Below are 16,445 nucleotides of genomic sequence, written 5' to 3'. Positions count from 1 at the left end.
ATTTCATGAAGCCTTCTGGAAAAAACTGTGTCAGATGACACACTAACAGAATTTTATGGAATTAGGCCGCAGCAAGTCGCCTGCGAATTCGATGTAGGGTCTCCCTGGAGGTTCCTAGCAGGGAAGCTATGATGTTCACCGGCACTTCTTGCACCATTTTGGGTTGGGTCTGAAGCAGCTCAAGATACCGCTCTTCCACAGATAAGCTTGATTGCTTTTTGGCTTCTACCGTTTTGGCTGATAGAATCTGTTCCGTAATATTTTGGATAAAATTGCTAAGCTCCACATTTTCCGACTTGATCTTTAGGTAGTCCGGTTTTTTAAGTTCGCAGAAACGTACATCGGTAAGCGCCTTGCATTCATCCAAGGTTGGTGTTTGATGGAAAAAACTGTCCATTATCGTCCAGCAGTAATTGGGACTTATGATCTTTAGGGTAATCTGATTCCCGAAATCGTTATGCGTATAGTAGTGCAGGAACCCATCGGTTACAAAATAGATAGACCCCACGGTTTGGTTTGCCTGGATGAGCATATCCCTTTTGAAAAGTTGCCGTTCTTGACAAGAACTCAACAAAAGATCCATATTAGGTTCGGAAAGTTCCCCAAAACCCTTAAAATATTCGCGTAACATTTCCATAGAATAAAGATACGCTATTACCGTAAAAATTTGAAAGGGAGATTTCTATTTTGGTTTGTGCTCAGGCGGGGATGTTCAGGTAGCGAAAGGTACGCTTATGGAGCTTAAAGAAGCGGCTATGGAGATTTATGCTACGAATAACCAAACCTGAATTTAATCATGAAAAAGGAATTAGAAATCTCCAAAAAAACTTTATCACACCAATGTACTTTTTTCTGTTCCCACTGGAATCAATTATAATGTTAGCGTTATTTTCTTTTACAATGTTAAAGTCGCTAAAGAAAACATCTTTTAATTTAAGCGTGGATGCCACATGGAATTTAGCCTTCTTTTGAAATGCAATAATTCGATATAATGGTTGACTAATTTTCGACCCTTGCTCCGGAGAAATTATACAAGATCCCTTTGTAGAAAGAATTAACTCCCCAGGACCTTCTGCTACAGAATACCTAATTTTTTGAAATAGAAAACATGCTAATTCAAAACGAAATATCGTCTTTAACTTAACCCCTTTTTCGATGGCCACAAAATTTTTGAAATTGAAAATACATTGCTCATCCTTTAGTAATTTGTATTTAACTATACGTTGATTTTCCATTAAATCAAGTTGAATTCTATAATCATTTTCCTTCATTTCAATTTTATCCATTGGCAAGCAAAAAGAAAACAATCTGGTTAATGTACACCTTGTGATTTGGGGAAAACTCAAACTTTGACTTCCACCGCTTGGCCCAATACTTCTTTTAAAATAATATGTCTTCTTTGTTTGTTTTGGAATTACGAATCTGTCTTTATATTTAGTCAATTCTCCTTTTCTATAAAAAGGTTCATAATCTATGGAAAAAGCTACTCCCGAGTCCTTTTTGTATAATACTCTGGTGAACACATATAACAAGCTTTTTATAATTGCGATTATTAATAAAAAATTTAAAATATGTTCTGCCGTTTTCAAGGTGTAGTAAGTGCCAGAAACATATTTATATGCTTCTTTTCGCAAATTCACCAAGGTGCTAGAAACTAGCTTTTTTGACTTCAAGCCAATAGTGTCAACTTTCATATCTGACCTATCCAGTGCTTCTTGAAGCTGGTTTTCTATATTTGAGGCAAATTTTTCATTGGATTCCTTCAATGCGGCATTTGTTTGATTAGTCATCCTCACATTTAACTCATTGAGCCTTTTAATTGCTTTGTTTTTTGCTCTTTTTTTAAATTGATACCACTTATAGCTTGGCCGATTCATCAAATTTGCTTGGACAGCGGTAAAGGAACTTCTAATGGCGTCTCCGACCTTTTTAGGAATTTCTTTTTTAGCATTTTCAGTAAAAGTTCCTAAACTATCTATTTTTCGTTGGTAATGCTGGTCCAGTTGAATTTGATTTTGTTCTAAGGTATAATTGGCATCTACTAGGAAATTTTTTCTTTTTGGATCTAGTTGGAGAACATAGCCTTCATCATAGACTTCTGATTCAATGCTATCTTTAATTTTTGCCTCGGCCATAAACGCCAATATTATTGGCACTAATAAAGGACTCCAAAAAAGAAAGGTGCTAAATAGGATTTTTGAAAAATTGCTCATTGCACCAATATTTTTGAACAACTGGAGGTTATCCTTTATTACACGATAAATAAAAAAAGTGAGAAGGAGAAGCAATACTACGATTACAACATAGTACCAAAATGCATTGATAATAGATAAAGAAAATAATTGGTGGTTCATAATTTGGCCGATTTTGATTAACAACATTGTTTTGTAATACTTGGTAAATAGACAAAGTAAGTTTTGATTGAGAAATCAAATTGCAGGTAGTCAATGCTTTGGAGTTGTTAAATATAAAAACTGACCATTAAACTTGGTTGCAGGAAAACCTTAGAAATTCTGGGGATTTTCTACTATTTGAGGATGTTTTAGGAGAAGTCTATATAAAAATGAAGAAATACACCCGCCTCCCCCACTCCCCTTCTTCACTATGCCAGCTCCGAAGGATTCGTTTGCGGTTCGGCAAAATAGCATTCCATTAAATTTTTAAAGGAAATTATTGCACAACTTTTCAGAAAGTCTTCGGGAGTAACCTTTGCTTTTCCAAAGCAAAAGAACATTATAGTACAGGTGTTTATATGTGTAAAACTGCCCAATACCAGCGTATTTGATATAATTGTAGATATAACAACACTTGAGTGTTTTATATCGGTAACAATTATGTCATAGCAGTTTTACAGATTGGTTTGTTTCTTTACAGCTTATCACAAGAGCTAAAAGTTTAGCAGGGCATAAATTTCTAAACACTTAATTTTTTGAAGACAAATTAGCTGCCGGTTTTTACAATCTATCAGAATGTACTATTTTGAAGTACTGCTCAAAACCAACTAATGAAAGATTCTTTATTTGATAAAAAAACCAGAGAATTAATCTCTAAAAGTAGAACGCTCACGATAGCTATTTGGTCTGCCAGTCTAGTTTTAAGTGTTGCTTTATATTTTCTGAGTATACATCTACAATCGAAAGCTTTACCCTATTCTTATGTGCAAAGAATTGCAGAGATACTGTTTGGAGCTGCTTTAATAGGTTTAATATTTAGTCGACTACAAGAGCAACAAAATTTGACTTATGTCCGTGAAGTTATTTCTTATTCCATGGGTGAAATATTTAACCCTATATTGAATAAAACCTATAATGATTTTTTGAAAAATTATAGATGGACTTGTCATTTAACCGAATCTGATATCCGTAAAATCCAAGGAGCAGTTAGACAAAATATGATTATTTCATATACTCTTCCTAAATGTCCTAACGAAATTTGTATTGTTTACGGTGTTTCTGATAATGATCGTTCTATGCAGGAGTTTTATGATGACAAGAAATACGTCTTACGCTGGGGTATTGCTCAATCGGTCAACTATAACATAAAGCCTGATGATACGGATTTTTTCTCAATTCCAAAACTAAGACTGGACGGCACCTCTTTAAATTCTAAAAATCAACCGACTACGATTCGGAAAGCCATCCCAGGCGGAGAGGCTATTATTTATAAATTTGATGTGCCCCAATCAAAAAGAAATAAAGAAATTGATTTGACAATTGGTTTTAGTGTACTAAAAATTATTGGCGATGATAGTTCTTTTGATGTTAATTCCCGTTTTTTCAAAGATGTCACGGATGCAGAAATCAATTTATTTGTTGACTCAAAATTGAATATCAAAAAAATCAATACTAGTTCTGGAAATATTACAAAGTTCCTATCCAATGATAACAGGACTCCAGAATCTGGTTTAACAATAGTTAAAAATCAATATTTATCGTCTTACTTATTCCTAAGGTTTCCAATTTTAAAGGGTAGTTCATTTCGCTTTACCTGTACAAAAATTTAATTGCCAATTACTATCCTTTTTCCTTGACCCCGCTCCGCCAATGTGGCTATGCAAAGGAGATAGATATGCCACAAATGCGAAGCATTCATGAATTCCTTTAAAAAACAATTAGCAAGCACATGAATAAATTCACCCCATCGCTGGCCCGCATTTTCTTCGGACAACAGCGTACAACAGATAGTTAGGGATGCTGTAATCGTGTTTGTTCGGTTTTTAATAATAAAATAAAAAAAACATCTTCGCTCAAAAAGCTTCAAAGGATTCGTTTGGGGTTCGATAAAGTGGTAGTTGCGCTTATTCTTCTAACGTTTCAATTGCCGGAACTATAAACTCGTTTAGGATTTCATCGGAATAATCATGGGCATTTCTATTCCCGTAGTTCGTGGAGGTTATAACCACAGTCAATCCCAACTCTGGGTTCACCAAAACCCTGTTTCCCCCATTCCCGGACATAAAATAGGATTTGTATTTTTTGTCTTTTCCAAAGTTCTTTATCCAGAATAGGTACCCATATTCGGCATCATAGGCTTCCAGTTTGGTGGTGGTTGCTTTTTCCACCCAGGCCGAAGAAATGATTTGCTTCCCATTCCATTGTCCTTTGTTTAGGCATAGTTGGGCCAATTTCAATAAATCCCGACTCCTATATTCGCTGCCTCCAGCGGTATTTAATACGCCCAATGGGGTATAATGCAAGTTATAATCGGTAATATCCAAAGGTTGGAAAAGGTTTTCCACTGCAAAATCAGCCAAATCACTTTTTAGGGCACTTTGCAAAATCTCAGCGACTAAAGCAGATCCAGCACTACAGTAACTAAACGCGCGTCCATAGGGTCGGTCTTTGGGCTTAGGCCCCCACGGATACGAATACACAGGAAGGTCCAGGTAAAATTTAGCCCAATCTTCTATGATGTACATGCGTTCTTCATGACCCCTGGAAAAGCGATTGCTATCATTACATTCCACAATGGAACTCATGGTCAGGAGGTCTTCAATAGTGATTGCTTCTTTGCGTTTGTCTGGGTTTTCTACAGGAAGTCTGTGTTGCAAATAATCAAATATCTTATCGGTTTCAGAAGAAATGTGCCCTTTATCTATGGCGATACCCGTTAATAAAGTGGCCATGGTTTTGGTTACAGAACGTGTGTTATGCTTGGAATTGACATGATTGTTATTGTAATAGTTTTCAAATAAGACATTGCCATCTTTGGCTACCAATATGCTGGTAATCCGTTCAAACTTACCAGAAGCGACCGTACTATCCATTTCATGGAATAGCGTTTTATTGGAGTTGGAAAATTTAAGCTGGGCGTTACCGTGAATACCACATAAAAGGGAAACTACGGCTACAAGTGTATATTTCATTATCGCATTTTTTAGTAATGATTCATCAAACATAGCGCATGCGATACTTCCATAATAGAATGAAATTAACATTGTGAATTTTGGCTTATTTTTTTCGATATGCGCTGGGACTCGTATTGAAGAAGGCTTTAAATACACGGTTAAAATGACTCTGGTCTGAAAAACCTGTCTGGTGCGCAATCGCTGTCAATGAATTGTTTGGATCTAGAAGCAATGGCAGGGCTTTTTTTATTTTATGAAGCCGAATATATTCGCCTAGACTCATGGAAAGGTATTTTGAAGCTGCTCGTGAGATGTGTACGGGATGGATGTTCAACTCCTTTGATAAATGATCAAGGCTAAGATTGGACGTTTCATAGTGTAGCAATTCTTTTAAATCTTCTACCCAGTGTGGGCTTGTCTTCGCGTTTATTTCCTTTAAGTCCGATAACGACTCACAGATTTGAAGCACCAAAACTTCCACAGACAAGTCGCTATAGGAATCTGAAATTAAAAATTCATGGTACAGTTTTGCAAAAAGTAAATGCAGTTTTGGGTTTTCAATGCGTTGACTGCCTTCCAATAAATGTATTCCTATGCCATTTTCCTTGAGCCATTCTCGTTCAAACTCCAAATGAAAACCTCCGGCTTCCGCAGAGTGTTTAGAACCATAATGGGCCTCTTGCCAATTATTGAACATTAGGCTTCCGGCAGGACATAGAGAGTTTACTTTTTTATTGGTGTCCATCATGTTTCCGTGCAATACATACATGAAATACGGATTTTCATGATAGTGCCAATCTGTACGCTTGTCTGTATTATAATTGTATTGTGAGAGCAAAATGCCATTGAATGAAACCTCTAAATCTTTGCTACCATAATAGTTGCCTTTGGCCAATATTTTCATTCTGCGTGTTTAGCGTTACACCTGTAAAGACTTGATTTTATTTCCGTAGTTACAATATCTTACTTTCTATCAAAAAATCAGCTAATATTTAGGTGATTTCCAAGTAAATATAGGACGCTTTCCATTGCATTATGACCAATCTGCCATTCAATTCCCCTTCATCTCCCCTACTTTGCTACTTCGCTTTCAAACTTTGAAACCTTGGGGGTACTACTATAAAAAGACCCCAGAACAAGTCTGGGGTCATAGCATCTTATCGGATTATAGGTCTAGTGTACCATTTACTCTTTGGCAAATGCAGGTACTACGGTGTCAAATATGGGTTGCATGATTTTGTCATCATCCCCATCAAAACCGGAGATGACCATGGTCAAATCCAGTTCTTCCACCACCATAACACGTTGTCCCCCGCCACCCCAGGCCAAGGTCATATCATAGTTTTTGTTACCCACCTTTACCGGAGTGTGATACCAAAAATAGCCATAACGGTAATTCTTGGGCATCCAATCTATTGCCGGGGCTACAATACCGCTGGTGGCTTTTTCCAAATACGCTTCAGAAATAAACTGCTCCCCGTTCAATTTCCCTTTATGCTGCACCAGGTGTCCAAATTTGAGCATGTCGCGAGGCATAATTCGGGCTTGCCAACCTGCTTGTGGCAAACCACTGACATGATTGGACCATTCATAATTGGTAATCCCGAGCTTGTCCAAAAATTCATTTTTGATAAAGTCCTCAGCGGTTCCCGGCACCACAGCATCAATAACGGTCATCACCATCATGGGGTTGAAATTGCCATATAAATAGGTTTGGGTTTCATCCGTAATGGGGGCGCTACGTTCCAGCAGTGTCTGTACCAACCCCTGCCCTTTTAGTTGTATCGAATCCTGTTCAACTTCTTCCCATTTTTCATCGTCAATGGTCAGTCCGCCATGCATGGTCAACGCCTTATGAAGCGTGATCTTCTCCGCTCCTTTTGTGAATTTAGTAGGATCTAGGTCTTTTAAGAAATGAACCAAAGGTTTGTCCAGGTCTTCCATGGTCAAATACCCTAGCTGCATTGCTCTTCCCAAAATCAAGCTGGTGTATCCTTTTACGGCTGACGCTTGTCCGTGCGCCAAATTGATACGCCCTTTTTTGTAATAGGATTCAAAAACAAGTTGGTCTTTGTGCGAAATGAGCAAAGCATCGTAGTTGCCATAGTCATCGTTAAAAATTTCTTGAGCCACGTTTAGGATGGCATTCTTTTTATCAGCGGTCAATGCCAATTCACCCACAGCTATCCCGTCATTTCTATTCTCTGGTGTGGTACTAACATAAGGATTGTTAAGCTGTGGAATGTCCCAGAAGCCTACCTTATAGTCATCAACTGCAATATGTGTCATCGCCGAAGCCAACCAAGCAACACTTTCCACGGCAATCCTAGGGAATGCGGTTTGGTGATTCCCTTCAATGGTTCTACTATCAAATTCTACCACCAATTGCTTTCGTTCATCCAATAAGGCCTTAAATTCCTTCGTAGTTACTTCTCTTTCATCTTCTAAAGTACCGTGGGCTATAAATACGTTGGCATGCGATTTTTCGCTTTTATCGGCCTCAGCAGCTATTAGTTCTGCATTGATCTCAGCTAAATGGGACATGGTACTTTTACTCAATGGACTGCCAAGAACGTAGTTGTCAAAAGTATTGGGCTGTGTAAGGAGTATATATGCTCCAAATCCGCCACTCAATGAATACCCAAAGTAGCTGCGACTGTTGGGGTTGGTACGATAGTTTTTATCCACATACTTGATTACATCGTTCTGTATAAATGCCAAATGATTTTCGGCTTGGCCAAATACTAGTTTGGGGTGATTGGGATTTGTGGTTTCCCAAAAGGAATAATCGGTAAATCGGCTGACGTGTGCGCCATACTGTTCCCGTAAGTCTTCTGGCGCGTCCTTCTGCCAAGAAATTCCGACCAGAATAACGTCTTCTAACAGAAACTCTGCGGCCCCAGATACCATTTCAAGATGCCAAATGGCATCGGTATAATAAAGAACAGGATAAGTTTTAGAAGGGTGCTCCGCATAATCTTCTGGCAATTCTATATAAAGTTCATAGTTCTTTTCTGAGTTACTATCTTTTATAGGGACTACCTGTATCTGAGGCGATACGAAGGAAGCACTGTTTGTTGCTGTGTTTGCTTTTTTGCCATTCTCCTGGGCAGTAGCAGTATTAATAAGTATTGCTGCCGTGAGGGCAAATAATCTAATGACTTTCATTTTGAAATTCTTTTTGTTGATGATGTAAATTGACCTTTAGCATATTGCTAAATCGCCTTTAAAATTAGGTCTTCACTCATTTTCGTTTTTAAGAATTGTATCAACGGATCAATTAAATGATGAAATAATTTCGTCATTGATATGCGGCATTTATACAGAATTCATGTATGCTTGGGTTTCAAGAGCGTATCTTTATTCCGTTATTATATGACTGCCAAAAGGATAGTAATGAAAAAGTCTTTGCGGAATACCCTACTGATTAACATCGGTGCCTTTGTATTGGTACTCTCCTTGGAGCTACTAGGTGGCTGGATGCTCATAGATAGGTATGACACGTTTTATTCCTTTTATTTATGGGGACTTGGTTTTACCATCAGTATTATGACAGTTATCTGGATAAATCATTTTATTCTTATCCCCTATTTTTTTGATAAGAAAAAATATCTTTTATACGGACTCCTGCTTATTGGAGCCATATTTCTTGGGGTCAGTCTAAAAATTTATCCGGAGTTTAATTGGATTGGGATTACCAAAATGTCTTCTTTTCTAATTTACACTACAGGCACTGGCATGGCCGCTTTCTTTTTAAGGCGTAGTGTGCTCATGCAAAGACAAAAGGAAGAAAAGGAAAAATTACAAAAAGACATGGAACTCACCTATTTAAAGGAACAGGTGAATCCACATTTTTTATTTAATTCCTTGAATAGCATTTACGCACTTTCCAGGCAACAATCCACCGAAACTCCTGAGGTGGTCATGCAGCTTTCAGAATTAATGCGATATCAATTGGAGAGTGCTAAAAAAGACACCGTCCTACTAAAAGAAGAACTTGAATTTATAGAGAACTATTTACTGCTTGAAGAAAAAAGACTGAGTAAACGCTGTACCATTGAGTTTTCTATTGATGGGGATGTATTGGGGTTGAAGATAGCGCCAATGCTACTTATCCCATTTGTTGAAAACGCCATTAAACATGGTGCTCAGAGCACGAATGAGCAAAGTATGATTGCTGTTTCCGCCGTAATCAAAACCAACACGCTTTATTTTCAAATCACGAATTCAAAGCCGCATATGCAGGACGCATCCAAAAGAAAAGGTCTGGGTCTGGAAAATGTAAAGCGGCGTTTAAATTTGTTATACCCCAACTCCCACACTTTGGAAATTAGGGATGCGGAAAAAGCATATCACGTAAATTTATCCCTTCAACTAAAAAACGACCAGTAATACCGAATGATTAAAATTGGAATCATAGATGACGAAGAACTGGCCCGAAAGGTGTTGGAAGAATATTGTTCCAAAATCAACAACTTTCAGCTGGTATTGAGTACTGGTAATCCATTGGAGTTTATCAATTTTCTCCAGCAAAACGAAGTAGACCTCATTTTTCTTGACATTGAAATGCCAGAACTTAACGGCATGGAAATCTTACGCTCAATGATAAATCCGCCTAAAGTCATATTGACCACTGCCTATTCTGAGTATGCATTGGAAAGTTATAATTATGGGGTTGTGGATTATCTTTTGAAACCCATAAAAATTGAGCGGTTTTTAAAGGCGATAAATAAGGTAGAGCCTTCAAAATTAAAGGAGACTAAAACGAACAACTCCAACGAAGAACTTCAAATAAAGCACGACGGGGTTCCTATAAACATTCCATTTACTTCTATTCTGTACATTCAGAGTTTTGGGAATTATTTAAAAATCTTTACCGATTCAAGAATGTACTTGATCTCTGAAACGCTGATCAATATCACCACCCTATTGTCTGACAATTTCCATCGTACGCATAAATCGTATATCGCCAATTTGGGAAGAGTTACAAAGGCAACACGGACCTATTTGTTAATTGAAGAGCATAAGGTTCCTGTAAGTGCAATGTACAAAATAGCTGTTTCTACAAAATTGGAAGATTTGAATAAAAGCGTGTGATTGGTAAATACCCTCCAGTAATGTTATCTGGTGGTAGATTGGAAATCACTCACCGACTAAATTAGACAGCAGGTATAATTAATTTTTATTACAAAATTCTACTTATTTAAAATTGACCAATTTGGTGGAATAAATCGTTATAGCCTAGGATTGCAAGCTAACGCGTACCGCATTCATTCCTTTTTGCCCTTTTTCCAGCTCAAAAGTAACCTTGTCGTTTTCATTGATTTCATCAATTAAGCCAGAAATGTGCACGAAATGTTTTTCTTGGGTTTCGGAGTCCATTATAAATCCAAAGCCTTTGGAATAATCAAAAAAAGCCACTTTACCTTTACGAACTGGATCAAATTCTTCTTCTGATTCCTCTTTTTGCGGTATACCCAACACAATATCTTCTGCATTGATTTCCTCTTTTTCAGAAGGCTCAGTTGGTGTATCAGTAAGATTGCCATATTGATCTACGTAGGCAAACGGAATCCCTCCTTCGCTATCTTTAGATTCGGTTTTTCGAGCTTCCTTCTTCTTTTGCTTTTCTTCTCGCTTTTTTTGCCGTTTCTTTTCCTTTTCCCGCTTACTGAATGTTTGTTGAGATTTTGCCATATATAGGTTTAAACCCTTAAATTAATTGATTTAATTAGCATTTGGGCAATTTTTAAAAATAAAAAAGCCCATCCGTAACAGATAGGCTTCAAAAAATCTAGATATTATGAATTTAGATGACCTTTACGTTTACTGCATTCAATCCTTTTTTTCCTTGCTCTAAATCAAACTCAACTTGGTCACCTTCGCGAATTTCGTCGATTAATCCAGAAACATGTACAAAGTGCTCTTTGTCTGCACCTTCTTCGTTAATGAAACCAAAACCTTTGGTATCGTTGAAGAACTTTACTGTTCCTTTACTCATTACTATTGTTTAAAAATTAAAGTGCAAAGGTGGGGCTAATAATCCAGTATACAGTAATTTATCTGAAATTCTTTACTTTTTTGTTCGAATATTACGAATTTTCTAAATCGAACAATTTCGGCACTATTTAAGGTGTTTTGAAAATATTATAAGGTTAGCCATTGATTAAATAATACCTTTTGACATTAAAAAAACCAAACAACTGTTCTGACTTTTCCAATTGGCTTAATTCATTTCTTCTAATTTTAACAAGAATACATTGTTGTTAATGGGGTCGAATGCACACAATAGTTAAAATAACTACTGCTCTGGCACCAAACGTATTACCCTGCCTGGACCTTCTACTGCAATATATAGATATCCGTCACTACCCATATGGACATCGCGTACTCTGCCAATACCTTCCAATAAGTTTTCGTGACCTATAACTTGGTCACCATTCATCCTTACACGGTGTAGGTACTCAAATTTTAAGGAGCCAACAAAGAGGTCGTTTCTCCAATCCCCATAAAAGTCACCCGATACAAAACTCATTCCACATGGGGCAATGGATGGGGTCCAGTAATGAATAGGTTGCTCCATGCCGTCTAAAGCGGTGAGGTTGGTGAACGTAGTCCCATCGTAGTTGATACCATGTGAAATTACCGGCCAACCGTTGTTATCTCCAGCTTCCAAGAGATTGATCTCGTCGCCACCCTGTGGGCCATGTTCCCCTTCCCACACAACCCCGCTTTGTGGATGAAGGTCCATCCCTTGTGGGTTACGGGTACCGTAAGTGAAAATTGTAGGTGTCGCTCCTGAGGTATTGTAAAATGGGTTGTCTGCGGGCACCTCCCCATCATCATGGATTCGGTGAATTTTTCCAATAGCGTTGTCCAACTCTTGTGGGTACACATCACGATAGCCGCGATCACCTATAGAGACATAGAGATACCCATTAGCATCAAAAACAAGTCTTGAGCCGTAATGGTGACCACTATTGAGGTAAGGTAGTGCAGTAAAGATGTTCTCCACCTGTTCTAAATTGGTTCCTTCCAATCGCGCTCGAACAACTGCGGTAGTATTTTGAGAAGCGTTACTGGGGTTGGCACGGGAATAGGATAGATATATCAATGCGTTGTTCGCAAAATCTGGATGCAATACCACGTCCAAAAGTCCCCCTTGCCCTTGGGCAACAACATCTGGAACACCATCAATTTCTTCCAATTGTTTATTGGTTCGAACCAAAAACAATCTACCTCCTCGTTCAGTGACCAATAACTCACCATTGGGTAATTGTGCAATACCCCAAGGAATACCAGGAATTCCATTAGTCATGGTTTCCAGTCTGAAATTTAAATCAGTGGAAGTGATCAAGCCTGAAAGGTCAGGGTTTTCGTCTTCTAACATTGCTTTGGTCATTCCGTCAATTTCCGTAAGAATGTAAGCGGTCAGATCTTCGATTTCCTGCGCGCTCAAACTAGTTCCGTAAGCTGGCATGCCATTGGCTGAGTATCCATCGGTTATGGACTCGATAATATTTTCGTTGGTATTTCCATAAGCCCAATCCCGTTCCACAAAAGAGGCCAAGTCCTGTCCATGGCATCCGCCACATTGATTCCTGTATGTCAGGGCTACATCGCTCAATTCCACGGTATCATCATTAGGATCAGTCCCTTCATCTGGGGTGCTGGGTTCCTCTGTCGTGTTACAGCTGAATGTCAGGGATAGGAAAAACAGAAACACAAGTTTATCCAGGGGTTTCAATCGATTATCTAATATGATAGGATGCGTAGGTGAATTTGAGGTTTGTGGGGCCATACGTGTTCATTTAATGGGGATGAAATGCTATAGCTTTACTAACCAAAGACAAGGCAATTGTGAAGTGTCCAAGTAATTAGAGTGCTAACGTTACATTATATGTAACGTCTTATTTTCCCTTAAAGTATGGGTAAAGACCCTCTTGAATGTAATTTAAGGACAAGTATTAAAGTTCCCGAATCTTCATATTTCTGAACCAGGATTCGAAATACCAGTTTTGAAGCGCAATTTTACCCTGGGTAGCCTTTCCAAAACCTGGCGCATCTTTAAAGCCAGAACCGTTGACTTTGTTTCTCCAAACCACGGAAGTTAAATCTTCTTCGGCTGTCTGCTTGCCATTAAGGTAGAACTGCAATTTCCCTTCTTTTTGCACAATTCGTGCGGTATTCCATTGTCCTGTAGGATTGGCCTCTACAGTATTGACCTGTGGTGATAACCCCCAAAGACATCCCGGTCTTTTCAAAGGTGTTTTTGTATCCATATGTGCGGGTTCCAACAATTGGTATTCTGGCCCCGTCTGATAGGTAGCGGTATAATCCGGTGTTTCCTGTACATTCACGAAAACACCACCATTTCCACGTAAGCCCATCTGCCATTCAAAAACCAGTTCATAGTTTTCATAGGCCTTGTCGGTTACCAAATCCCCAAAAACTTTTGATTCATCCGTAGCATTGCAAAATAGAGTGCCTTCCCGTACCTCCCAAGCTGAAAATTGAGTGGAATCAGGTTTATTGTAAAGGTGCCATCCATCAAGTGTTTCGCCATCAAAAAGCAGTTCCCATCCTTCTTCCTTTTCAATATCCAGCAATTGATTGTGTACTTGGTTTTGAATCGCCAATTCCTTACTGCGTTCAACTTCAAATTTCTTTTTTTCTTCCTTTTTGCAAGAAGTAGTGATAAACAATAACAGCAAGGCAGGTAAAAGGGAAGTTCGTAGCATTTTGTAAGGTGTATAATAGAATTTAATGGGCAACTAACTAGCGCTTAATTTTCAGAAATCTAAAATAACAATAAACTTCGGGAACATTACCAATTAAACCAATGGGTGAATTTAAGTGTCAACGACCAACTCTTTCCTACATTGGGGTCCAATAATTGGGTGTTTGTATAGACCAAAAACAAATCCGAAGCAGGTTTGTAACGCCACTGAAAACGTGAGTTTAAGTTAAAATTACGCGATTGCTCGTTATACTGGAACAGGGTAGCAAAAAACAGGGTATTTGTGAAAGTGATATCTACCTCGGAACCAATCAACCAAAATTCAGTATCGTTCCAAGGTGAAGGTAAACTTATATGATTGTAGCTAAGGTTGGCGTTGAGGCTTACATAAGGTTGAAAGCGGTATCCTAGGTTACCATTAATATTGAGACGGCGACCATCCAAATAATAGCCCCCATAATACCCCCCAGCAGTGTAGGTAAACATACTTTGTGGTTTAGAGGCATAATCCATCCGTACACCTTTCCATCGATGTTTGGTTCCGGTTGCCAAGGAATCCTTTCCTGAACGAGTAGGGTCAAAAGGTTCCAACAACTCTACGTATTCATCCACATAACCCACTTCAAAACTACTACGGTTTCTAAAACTGAGTAAGTATTCCAATTCCGTAAAATTATCTGTACGCTCCCATTTTTGATTTAGAAAATAGCTGCTATTTATCCTTGGACCATGACTGACCAATTTACCCTCTTCTTTTTTTGGGAAAAAGGTATGACCTGCAAACGCATTAAGGTTAATAAAATCCTTGCGTGGAACAAAACCAACCTCGGCTGAATAATTTGCTCCAACCGATTGCTGCTGTACACCCCAATTCCAAATTCGACTGCGATACTCCAAATTGGCAGCCTGGGTAATGCCATTTCCGTTGATTCGTCCGGGAGCAAAAGATTTCAATACAAAAGCTTTTCCTGTCCATAGATTATTGGAAGAAGCCAGGTTGTATTCCACACCCAGATTCCGATTGAATTTTGGAAATACCGTTCGCAAGGAGTCCGTTTCCTGCGGATAACGCAGCGATTCCTTATTCACCATTAACAGTCCAATACTGGAACGACTAAACACTTTACGCTGTAGCGATAGTACCGCAAAGTTCTGGCTGGGCAGCCCTGTTTCTTCAATTTGGGCAGTTTGCATATCCATTACCCCCAAGCGCCAATTCTCGTTTAAATTACCGCTTAGTCTTACTCCTGCCCTTATCGGTACACCCAATCCAATCCGTCTGGAAAAGAACGGACGGATGGTGGAATAACCAAAATTCGCAAAGAGATCGGCATTTTCAAGAAAGAATTGTCTTCGCTCTGGAAAAAACAGTTCAAAACGGTCTAAATTGGTGACTTGACGGTCTACTTCAACTTGAGAAAAATCCGGGTTCACCGTTAAATCCAAGTTTAGCGAAGAACTCAGACTGATCTTTACGTCGCCTCCTACCCTTTTATCAAATACTTCCGGAGTATCAAAATCTTGGTTCAATTCGCCCAGTACATAGGGAATCACTGAAAAGTTTGTCTTTGGTGCCGGTGGTGGTTTGTCCCATACCAAAACACCGGTATACGCCAAGGAAGCAGTTGGAAATTGTCGAGGAATAGGCGTCCAACTGGATTTTTCACTGGATTTCAGGTCTAACCGACTAAAATTTATGCCCCACTCGGTTACTCCATCTTCATATCTAATGGATTTAAAGGGAATCGCCATTTCCACAACCCATTTATCGGGATCCTGTTTTACCTTGGAAATCCATTTAGTATCCCAATTCAGATCTACTCTACCACCATTGAACATCGTGCCATCCCATTGGGCACCTGCCGCATTGGAACCAAATGAAAAACCTGTGGTTTGGTTGTTGAAGGGATCCATGAAAAGTAAGAAGTTGTCGTTTTTTCCAAAAGAAAAGTCCCGTCTAAGGGATTCCACAAAATATTGGCCATGCACACTATTGAAAAAAGTAGCTGCGAGGTATATATTCTTGTCATCGTAAGTCATTCGGATTTCAGAGGTTTCATTGGCCTTTCCCTCATCCATGGGCAGCACCATAAAGAAATCCTTCGCCACATCAGTTACCTGCCACGCTTGTTCATCCACGACCCCATCTATTACAATGGGATTGATGGTTTTTTGAATATGATATCGAAAATCGGCATTCTTTTTTTGGGCATTGGATACGAATGGTCCAAAACCTAAGAAAAAAACTAACAAGCCTAAATGCTGTGGAATGTAAATAGTGCGTTTGAATCCCATGCCTAATGAACAGGAAATTAGGGATTTCGACGCTTAACTTAATCGCTTTTTATCTGAACGACA

General features: G+C 38.7%; 13 protein-coding genes. 3 read left to right on the top strand and 10 right to left on the bottom strand.

What is annotated here, in order from left to right:
• Positions 1-61 precede the first annotated feature (61 nt).
• Together M3P19_RS05115 and M3P19_RS05110 are read right to left on the bottom strand one after the other, a co-directional pair.
• Positions 62-631 (bottom strand): Crp/Fnr family transcriptional regulator, encoded by a 570-nt coding sequence (locus M3P19_RS05115; RefSeq protein ID WP_249656555.1) that lies wholly within the window; start codon positions 629-631, stop codon positions 62-64.
• Between the two features lie 163 nt (positions 632-794).
• Complete coding sequence (locus tag M3P19_RS05110; RefSeq protein ID WP_249656554.1) at positions 795-2,354, bottom strand: hypothetical protein; 1,560 nt, start codon at positions 2,352-2,354, stop codon at positions 795-797.
• A 650-nt stretch (positions 2,355-3,004) separates the two neighbouring features.
• Between M3P19_RS05110 and M3P19_RS05105 the strand changes: the two genes are divergently transcribed.
• Positions 3,005-4,003, top strand: coding sequence for a hypothetical protein (locus M3P19_RS05105; protein WP_249656553.1), 999 nt, complete (start codon positions 3,005-3,007; stop codon positions 4,001-4,003).
• Between the two features lie 294 nt (positions 4,004-4,297).
• On the opposite strand, the gene M3P19_RS05100 is transcribed toward M3P19_RS05105, so the two are convergent.
• The 3 genes from M3P19_RS05100 to M3P19_RS05090 all read right to left on the bottom strand — a co-directional run bounded on the left by M3P19_RS05100 (position 4,298) and on the right by M3P19_RS05090 (position 8,515).
• A complete protein-coding gene (locus tag M3P19_RS05100; RefSeq protein ID WP_249656552.1) occupies positions 4,298-5,365 on the bottom strand; it encodes a serine hydrolase domain-containing protein in 1,068 nt (355 codons plus the stop codon).
• Between the two features lie 85 nt (positions 5,366-5,450).
• Positions 5,451-6,251, bottom strand: coding sequence for a helix-turn-helix domain-containing protein (locus tag M3P19_RS05095; RefSeq protein WP_249656551.1), 801 nt, complete (start codon positions 6,249-6,251; stop codon positions 5,451-5,453).
• A gap of 281 nt (positions 6,252-6,532) precedes the next feature.
• Complete coding sequence (locus M3P19_RS05090) at positions 6,533-8,515, bottom strand: serine hydrolase (RefSeq protein WP_249656550.1); 1,983 nt, start codon at positions 8,513-8,515, stop codon at positions 6,533-6,535.
• Positions 8,516-8,743: 228 nt separating this feature from the next.
• Between M3P19_RS05090 and M3P19_RS05085 the strand changes: the two genes are divergently transcribed.
• Together M3P19_RS05085 and M3P19_RS05080 are read left to right on the top strand one after the other, a co-directional pair.
• Complete coding sequence (locus M3P19_RS05085) at positions 8,744-9,739, top strand: sensor histidine kinase (protein WP_249656549.1); 996 nt, start codon at positions 8,744-8,746, stop codon at positions 9,737-9,739.
• 6 nt (positions 9,740-9,745) lie between these two features.
• Positions 9,746-10,444, top strand: a complete 699-nt coding sequence (locus tag M3P19_RS05080; protein ID WP_249656548.1) for a LytR/AlgR family response regulator transcription factor — start codon at positions 9,746-9,748, stop codon at positions 10,442-10,444.
• Positions 10,445-10,588: 144 nt separating this feature from the next.
• On the opposite strand, the gene M3P19_RS05075 is transcribed toward M3P19_RS05080, so the two are convergent.
• The 5 genes from M3P19_RS05075 to M3P19_RS05055 all read right to left on the bottom strand — a co-directional run bounded on the left by M3P19_RS05075 (position 10,589) and on the right by M3P19_RS05055 (position 16,382).
• Positions 10,589-11,044, bottom strand: coding sequence for a cold-shock protein (locus M3P19_RS05075; protein WP_249656547.1), 456 nt, complete (start codon positions 11,042-11,044; stop codon positions 10,589-10,591).
• Positions 11,045-11,156: 112 nt separating this feature from the next.
• Positions 11,157-11,348 carry a cold-shock protein gene (locus tag M3P19_RS05070; RefSeq protein ID WP_249656546.1) on the bottom strand — a complete coding sequence of 64 codons (192 nt, stop codon included), beginning with the start codon at positions 11,346-11,348 and terminating at the stop codon, positions 11,157-11,159.
• A 300-nt stretch (positions 11,349-11,648) separates the two neighbouring features.
• Entirely contained in the window at positions 11,649-13,148 is a 1,500-nt protein-coding gene (locus M3P19_RS05065) for a PQQ-dependent sugar dehydrogenase (protein WP_249656545.1), read from the bottom strand.
• A 166-nt stretch (positions 13,149-13,314) separates the two neighbouring features.
• On the bottom strand, positions 13,315-14,088 hold the full coding sequence (locus tag M3P19_RS05060) for a 3-keto-disaccharide hydrolase (RefSeq protein WP_249656544.1): 774 nt from the start codon (positions 14,086-14,088) through the stop codon (positions 13,315-13,317).
• A gap of 86 nt (positions 14,089-14,174) precedes the next feature.
• Positions 14,175-16,382, bottom strand: a complete 2,208-nt coding sequence (locus M3P19_RS05055; RefSeq protein WP_249656543.1) for a carbohydrate binding family 9 domain-containing protein — start codon at positions 16,380-16,382, stop codon at positions 14,175-14,177.
• Between the last annotated feature and the right edge of the window lie 63 nt (positions 16,383-16,445).

The sequence above is a fragment of the Flagellimonas spongiicola genome, assembly GCF_023502425.1.
GTDB classification, from domain to species: domain Bacteria; phylum Bacteroidota; class Bacteroidia; order Flavobacteriales; family Flavobacteriaceae; genus Flagellimonas; species Flagellimonas spongiicola.
This window is presented reverse-complemented; position numbering and strand designations above follow the sequence as displayed.

Bases quoted from the DNA above. Each gene is read 5' to 3' on its own strand.
- M3P19_RS05110 (WP_249656554.1), bottom strand. From the start codon at position 2,354: ATGAACCACCAATTATTTTCTTTATCTATTATCAATGCATTTTGGTAC.
- M3P19_RS05100 (WP_249656552.1), bottom strand. From the start codon at position 5,365: ATGAAATATACACTTGTAGCCGTAGTTTCCCTTTTATGTGGTATTCAC.
- M3P19_RS05065 (WP_249656545.1), bottom strand. From the start codon at position 13,148: ATGGCCCCACAAACCTCAAATTCACCTACGCATCCTATCATATTAGAT.
- M3P19_RS05080 (WP_249656548.1), top strand. From the start codon at position 9,746: ATGATTAAAATTGGAATCATAGATGACGAAGAACTGGCCCGAAAGGTG.
- M3P19_RS05060 (WP_249656544.1), bottom strand. From the start codon at position 14,088: ATGCTACGAACTTCCCTTTTACCTGCCTTGCTGTTATTGTTTATCACT.
- M3P19_RS05075 (WP_249656547.1), bottom strand. From the start codon at position 11,044: ATGGCAAAATCTCAACAAACATTCAGTAAGCGGGAAAAGGAAAAGAAA.
- M3P19_RS05090 (WP_249656550.1), bottom strand. From the start codon at position 8,515: ATGAAAGTCATTAGATTATTTGCCCTCACGGCAGCAATACTTATTAAT.
- M3P19_RS05055 (WP_249656543.1), bottom strand. From the start codon at position 16,382: ATGGGATTCAAACGCACTATTTACATTCCACAGCATTTAGGCTTGTTA.
- M3P19_RS05105 (WP_249656553.1), top strand. From the start codon at position 3,005: ATGAAAGATTCTTTATTTGATAAAAAAACCAGAGAATTAATCTCTAAA.
- M3P19_RS05095 (WP_249656551.1), bottom strand. From the start codon at position 6,251: ATGAAAATATTGGCCAAAGGCAACTATTATGGTAGCAAAGATTTAGAG.
- M3P19_RS05070 (WP_249656546.1), bottom strand. From the start codon at position 11,348: ATGAGTAAAGGAACAGTAAAGTTCTTCAACGATACCAAAGGTTTTGGT.
- M3P19_RS05115 (WP_249656555.1), bottom strand. From the start codon at position 631: ATGTTACGCGAATATTTTAAGGGTTTTGGGGAACTTTCCGAACCTAAT.
- M3P19_RS05085 (WP_249656549.1), top strand. From the start codon at position 8,744: ATGAAAAAGTCTTTGCGGAATACCCTACTGATTAACATCGGTGCCTTT.